The organism is Mycoplasmopsis gallinacea (genome assembly GCF_900660495.1).
Classification (GTDB): domain Bacteria; phylum Bacillota_I; class Bacilli_A; order Mycoplasmatales; family Metamycoplasmataceae; genus Mycoplasmopsis; species Mycoplasmopsis gallinacea.
In genome coordinates, this window is record NZ_LR214950.1 from 1,067,518 (window position 1) to 1,074,838 (window position 7,321).

The following is a 7,321-nucleotide window of genomic DNA, read 5'->3' on the forward strand; positions in this document are numbered from 1 at the left end:
GAAGCAAAAGAACTTCAAAATTAATATGGGTAAAAGGGAAACTTTGGTCTTTGAGACCTAAACTAGATTTTAGTGACTGAAGCCCATTTAATGTGAAATGCTATTTTTTTGCGGTGTTGTGCTATGTCTATCTTTAGACACAGATTCAATGATTGTGCTGCCGCACGGGCCTCCTTTTCTTTCGCAGAAAAGAAGCAAAAGAACTTCAAAATTTATAAGAAAACAAGCCACAAGGGCTTGCGCTTTTGATTTTGCTTTTGTCACTATTTCTTCATTTTTTGCACTAATTTTTTTATAATTTAAACATTAAAAAAGCATTGTTATTTTTTACCACTTAACTTGCGCGTCACTTTTCCAATTTTTAGATCGTATTTTTAAAGATATTATCTCCTTATGAAAGTATATTTCAATATAATTATATGAGTCTTAAATAAGTCAGAAAACCGTTTTTTTTTTTTTTTTTTTGTTATAGCAAACATAAGTATAAGATAGTAATATTTGCTCAAATTTTAAAGGAATTTAGCACACTTAAACAATGAAAATAAAAGCAGGAATTCCCCTGCTTTTCTTATTTGAATTGAGCGCTGTAAAGAGATTCGTAAAATCCTTTTTGAGCAAGAAGTTCTTCATGAGTTCCTTCTTCAATGATTTTTCCAGCATCAATAACTAAAATTTTGTCAGCATTTTTAATGGTGCTAAGACGGTGAGCGATAATAAATGAAGTGCGATTTTTCATAAGCTCTAGCATCGCTTTTTGGATAATAATTTCAGTTTGAGAGTCAATATTTGAAGTAGCTTCATCTAAAATTACGATATTTCGATTTGAAAGCATCGCTCTAGTAATTGCAATAAGTTGTCTTTGGCCTTGAGAGATGTTGTTTCCGTTACTTTCAATCACTGTATCATATCCATTTTTCATAGTTTCGATAAAGTGATGCGCATTAGTTAATTTAGCTGCAGCAATCATTTGTTCATCAGAAATATTTGGATTAGCAATTTTAAGATTATATCTAATGGTTTCATTAAATAAAAACGAGTCTTGCAAGATAACAGTCATATTATCTCTTAGATTTTCAGTTTTAATTTCATTAAGTTCATAACCATCAATTAAAATGCTTCCTTTGTTATAATCATACATTTTACTTAAAAGGTTAATAATTGTGGTTTTTCCAGCTCCAGTTGGTCCAACAATAGCAATTGTTTGGCCTTGCTTAACTTTAAAACTAGCATCATTTAATTGTCAATTTTCAAGGTTTTCATTATATTTGAAAAAAACATTTTTAAATATGATTTCACCTTTAACTTCTCTATCTAAGGTGTATTTTTCTTTACTTAAATCAGGTTCTTTTAATTCAGTTAGGCGATGCACTCTTTTTGATGAAGCAATTCCAACTTGAACATTAAAAGCTAAGCTTAAAAGGTTTTGAAATGGTCCCATAAAGTTTCAATTAAGTGAAACGTAAGTAATAATAAGTGAAGGAGTAGCAATCCCACTTTCTGAAGATCCAAAAAATGGAAGTCCTCACATTGAAACTTTATTAATGTAGAAAATAGCTGCAATTCCTGAAATAATTAAGATAATAAGGTTTGAAATTAAGTTATATCAGGTTTCAAAGCTACGCGCAATAGTATCACCTTTAAATGCAATTTGACGAATTGTTTTAGTAATTTTTTTAAGGTTGCTAAAAACAAATTTTTGTTGATTAAATGAATTAGTAACCATTGTATTATTAAGTGATTCTTCGACAAAAGCATTAAGCAAACCAAAGGTATTTTGAGTTTGAGTAAAGTATTTCTGTGCTTTTTGAATAATTAAAAACACTGAAAAGAATAAAACTAATGTTAATGGAATAACTATTAATGAAAGTTTAAGCGAAATAAGGCAAAGGAAAATACCTGAAAAAATAATGTTAAAGCAGCTACTAAAAATTTGACTAGTGATTTGAAAAAGTGAATTACCAACGTTGTTAACATCATTAATTAATGATGAAATTAAATCACCAGCCTTTTGTGAATCATAGTATTTAATAGGCATTTTATAAAGTTTATGCATAATTTTTAAACGTAAGTTAGTTGCTGCAATAAATGAAGCTTTAACATAAAAAAGAGCTTCTAAATATTTAAAAATACCATATAAAATAAACATTAAAGCAAGGCAAGAAAGGAAAATAAAGAATTGATTTCATTGGAAAATTGGCACTGCACCATTTATATATGGTTCAAAATAAAGATGCAAAATTTGCCCAATTAAAATACTTCCCGCAGTGTAAGCAAGTGAGTTTAAAATTGCAAAAAGTAGACCTAAATAGTAATATTTCTTACTTTCTTTTAAATACGATCAAAGAACTTTAAACACCTTCAAAGAAGAAAGGTTATTACTTTTAGAGCTAGAATGAGCTATTTCTTGTCTAACTTTTTCTAAAGTTAATTTTTCCATTTTTCTCCTTTTATTGTTCTAATTGATTATGGTAAATTTCTCTGTATCACTTACATTCTTTAGTTAGCTGTTCGTGTTTTCCTTTTGCAATAATTTCGCCTGCGTTAATGACTAAAATTTCATCAGAATGCTTAATTGAGTTAATTTTTTGTGAAATGATAATTGTGGTGCAATCGTAATATTTTTTAATGTTTTCAATTAGCTTTTTAGTAGTTAAATTATCTAAAGCACTAGTTGAATCATCTAGAATTAAAATTTTCGGATTTACTAAAAGTGAACGGGCAATTGAAAGCCTTTGTTTTTGGCCACCAGAAAGGTTTTTCCCTCTTTGATACACCGGATGATCCAGTCCATCATCAAAGCGATAAACAAAATCAATAGAACAAGACGCAGTTAAAGCTTTACTAATTTCTTCTGCAGTTGCATCTGGCTTAGCAAAAAGTAAATTCGATCTAATTGTACCTGCAAAAAGCTGCGATTCTTGATAAACAATAGCTAATGATTCGCTTAAATCTTTTGAATTAATTTGATTAAGTTCTTTATCATTAATTAAAATGCTTCCTTCGGTATATTTAAGGTTATTGGCAATTAATGTTCCAATTGTAGTTTTACCACTGCCGGTTGGACCAATTATTCCTAAAGTTTTTCCTCCATTAACTTTAAAGTTAATGTTTTTTAAGATGTATTCGGGTGAATTTTTATAGTATTTAAAGTTAAAATCTTTAAATTCAACTGAGAAATCTTTAGTAGGTAAAGATTTATCTAAAGTAAGTCCATTAGCTACATTTAAATCATCATAAGGCTTTTCTAAAATCTCAACAATTCTTCCGGCACTAGTTTTAGCTCTAAAAAGAATTCCTAAAAATTGTGAAAGCATTAAGATACCAAATGAAATAAGTACTTCATATTCAATAAAAACGTTAATTGTGGCAAAAAATTGTCTTTTATCACCGCTAATGTCATTTAAATTGTATGCAGCAATATAGTAAATAGCAACAATAACAAGGTTGATAATCGCAAAAAAGGCTGGGTTTCCAATTGCAAAATAGCTAAAAGTTTTAATTTCCACACTTGATCACCTTTTGTTTGCTAAATCAAACTTGTGTTTTTGTTTTTGTTCTAAATTGTAAGTTTTAATAAGTTTTGAACCAATAATTGATTCTTCTACTTCTTTAGTAATTTGGTCTAAGTTTTTTCTATTTTTCTTAATCAGTGGATTTACTAATTTAAAAATAAGTAAAAGCACAAACACAAGAACCGGGACAACCCCAATAGCTGCTCAAGAAAGATTTACATCAGTTAAAAATGAAAATACTACCCCGACAATGATAAAAAATGGAGCACGTACTAATGAACTTGAAGCACTCATTAAAAAGTCTCAAAAGATGGCAACATCATCATTAATTCTAGTAATTAAAGTTTCGGTTTTAAGTTCTGCAATATCTTTAATGCTTAATTTTTGATACTTTTCAAATAAAGTGTTTCTTAAATGGTTTGAACTAAGCTCGCCAGCATAAGTAGTAATTAGCACGCTACCAATTGATGTAATCAACCCAAAAACAATCATTAAAATAACAATAATAATTAGTTTGGTAATTGCCTGGGCTTGCGTATTTGAAGGGAATAAATTAACCTTGTTAAATAGCACTATGTAATAAGTTTGACTAGCTTCATTTGAGCTAGGAGCAATCAATGAAAGAAACTGACTAAGCAAAATTGGCAAAAACATCGTAATAACAACGTTAATTAAAATCAAAATAATACCTATTAAAAATAGAGTTTTTACTTTTTTTTGGCAAGAGTTTAAATACCTTTATCATAATAAACCTCCTTTGGTATTTATTTGATTTATTTTGCTTTTAGATAGCATAATTAACCTTATACATTAATAATTTTTTAAATTATAACACTTTAAAATTAAAGATTCAATAATTCTAAATTTTAGAGCAGAAAGCAAAAAGTTACGCACCTTTTGCACGCAACTTAAAGCTAGCTATTTGTTAAATTTAGCTATAACAAATAAAATTCCACCAATGATTAATGAAGCTAGATACGAAACTAAAACAATAGTATTTTCAAACACTTCAGGAATGACCTACAATCATTGGGAATAGGTAAATAACAATTAAGCTAATAAGCAAAATCATCACTAAATAATAGATGATTTTTTCATATCAAGGAATTGTAATTACCTTATTTTTGCGTTCTAAAATTAGCGCTGTGATGAAAGTGAGCACATATTGAACTAAAAATGAAATCGTTTCCTATCTCGATAACTGAAAGGAAGAAGTTTTTAAGATTTAAAAACTCAGGAAGAGCCCAAAACACTATTAATGAAAAAATAGTAAGTCCAAGCGAAAAATAAATAGCATTGCGATATTCACCACGTGAATTAGTTTTGATTAAGAATTTAGGCAAATATCCATCTTCTGCAAGCGGAATTAATTGCCTTGAATTAACTAAGACAGTTGAAATTTTTGATGAAATTTGATTAAAAATAGTCCCAATTACAAAAATAACAAGTCCAGTAATTGATCAGGTTTTAAGGAAAATATTACTAAATTGCCCATTTAAAACGCTTGAGTTTATCCCTAAAAGTACTAAGTAAAATACCAAGTAAAACCCAACAATAAATCCGAAAGATAAAAAGAGCACTTTTTTAATTTTATTAGTTTTGCGCATCCTTAGTCATTGCAGCAATACTTTCAAAACCACCAAAAAGCATACATAAATGAAATTACTGAGCTTGAAAATTAAATAAGCATATTCACTTTTAGGTTTATCAATTAACCCGCTAAAATTGGTTGAGTAACTTGGGTTTTTAAAAGCTAAATAAACTGACAGTAGAAGTGCTAAAAAGATAATGGTTCATTTAATAATTGCTGAAAGATAGATAACTTTTGTGCTTAATTTGAGCCCAAATGTGGAAATAAACATAAGCAAAATATAAAATAAAAATGAAATTCCTCTAACAATTGAAATTACCATTTGATTATCAGTAACTACCGAAATTGCAGTAGCTAAAAATAATGGTCCAGCTGCTGAAAGAATTGGCCCTTGCATAAATTGACTTCAACCAACTCAAAAAGCAAATAATTTCTTAGCTTTAGAATCCCCTATCTTTTTGGCATAGTAATATGATCCGCCATATTCTTCGCTATATACTGCTGCTAATCTTGAAAAAACTAGAACAATTCCTAAGGTAATAAATGAAGTTAATAAAATAGTTAATAAACCTAGAGCTTTTAAATTAGTAATAGTCAAAATGGTGCTAACAAAACCAAATCCCACTATGAAGTTAATTGTGAAGAAAATGAAGTTTTTCTCACTGAAAGCTTTTATGCTTGATTGTGTGTTCATGGATATAATTTTAATGCAAAAAGTTTAAAAAAGAAATGAAAAGTAAGCTTTTTTGTTATTTTTGGTTTTATAAACTTTTTTCACCTAGCTATTAAAAAGCCTAATTTTTATAAATGCTAATGCCTAAATAAGATATAAAAAAATCGTTTCTAAAACTTTTAATTTTACTTAAGAAAATGTCGATAATTTAAGTATGTTTTTAGCAGTGGATTCAAAACTTTTTAAGAGCAAAATTGTTGGATAAAATGATTATCGATTTTTTACATTTTGGTAAAATTCAATCTATGAAAAATATGGTAAGACGTAATATTCATTTAGCAATTAAATGGATATTGATTAATTTTTGCGATATTCACTACCCTGCGCTTGAAAAATTTGTAGAAGAATATTGCGAAAATATCTATGATTGTGCCTCCCAGTTGAATAATTAATTATTCAATTTAAAATAAAGGAGGAAAATAATATGCAAAGTGTTAAAACAAACACAAAAAAGAATAATTATGTTATTGAATTAGTTGAAGTTACCAAAGAATTTGGTAATAAGACTGTTTTAGATGAAGTTAATTTAAACATTAATCGTGGAGAGTTTGTAACTCTTCTTGGACCTAGTGGTAGTGGTAAACTACTATCTTAAGATTACTTGGTGGTTTTGAATGAGCTACCCGTGGTGAAATTAAATTTAATGGACTGGATATTAAAGATCTTGCTCCATACAAAAGAAACGTTTCTACAATTTTTCAAGATTATGCCCTTTTCCCTCACTTAAATGTTGAAGGAAACATTATGTATGGACTTAAATTAAAAAGAGTTCCAAAAGATAAAGACAAAATTAGTCAAAAAACAATCGATAGATACCAAAAGAAACTTGTGCAATGAGAAGCTAAAGCAGCTGCTAAAATTTCTAAATTACAAGAAAAACAAGACCAATACGAAAAAGAGCTTGAAGCCTTAAATGAAGAGACAAAAGAATACAAAAAACGTCTTACTTGACTTGATGATTCAGATTTTGAATATTCATATTGAGAAAATTATGTAAGCGAAAAATCAAAAGCTTTTGAAAACCGTCACTTTAAACGTAAATTAACTAACGAAGAAACACAAGAAGCTATTAACAAAATCATTGAAATTGTTGGTCTTAAAGGAAATGAAAAAAGAAGCATCAACGAACTTTCAGGAGGGATGAAGCAGCGTGTTGCTCTTGCTCGTAGCTTAGTTATTGAGCCTGAAATTTTACTTTTAGACGAGCCGCTTAGTGCTCTTGATGCTAAAATCCGTAAAAAAATGCAAATTCTTCTTAGAAACCGTGCAACAAGAACTTGGTCTTACATTTATTTTTGTTACTCACGACCAAAACGAAGCTTTAGAACTTTCAGATCGCATTGCTGTTATGCGTGATGGAAAAATTGAGCAATATGATACACCTAAAAACATTTATGATTTCCCAGTTAATATTTGAGTTGCTAAATTCATTGGTGATTCAAACATTTTTGATGCTAAATTCTTAGAAAATGGAAATGTAAAACT

General features: G+C 28.7%; 3 protein-coding genes and 1 pseudogene. 1 reads left to right on the forward strand and 3 read right to left on the reverse strand.

Annotation, left to right across the window (positions count from 1 at the left end; all coding sequences use genetic code 4):
- Positions 1 to 568: 568 nt before the first annotated feature.
- The 3 genes from EXC51_RS04130 to EXC51_RS04140 form a co-directional block, all read right to left on the reverse strand.
- Positions 569 to 2,437, reverse strand: a complete 1,869-nt coding sequence (locus EXC51_RS04130; protein ID WP_129620207.1) for an ABC transporter ATP-binding protein — start codon at positions 2,435 to 2,437, stop codon at positions 569 to 571.
- 10 nt (positions 2,438 to 2,447) lie between these two features.
- Entirely contained in the window at positions 2,448 to 4,193 is a 1,746-nt protein-coding gene (locus tag EXC51_RS04135; RefSeq protein ID WP_223211664.1) for an ABC transporter ATP-binding protein, read from the reverse strand.
- A gap of 437 nt (positions 4,194 to 4,630) precedes the next feature.
- Positions 4,631 to 5,797, reverse strand: coding sequence for an amino acid permease (locus tag EXC51_RS04140; protein ID WP_129620647.1), 1,167 nt, complete (start codon positions 5,795 to 5,797; stop codon positions 4,631 to 4,633).
- A gap of 463 nt (positions 5,798 to 6,260) precedes the next feature.
- Here EXC51_RS04140 and EXC51_RS04145 point away from each other — a divergent pair.
- Positions 6,261 to 7,321 (forward strand): annotated as a pseudogene (locus EXC51_RS04145) (ABC transporter ATP-binding protein); the annotation flags it as partial.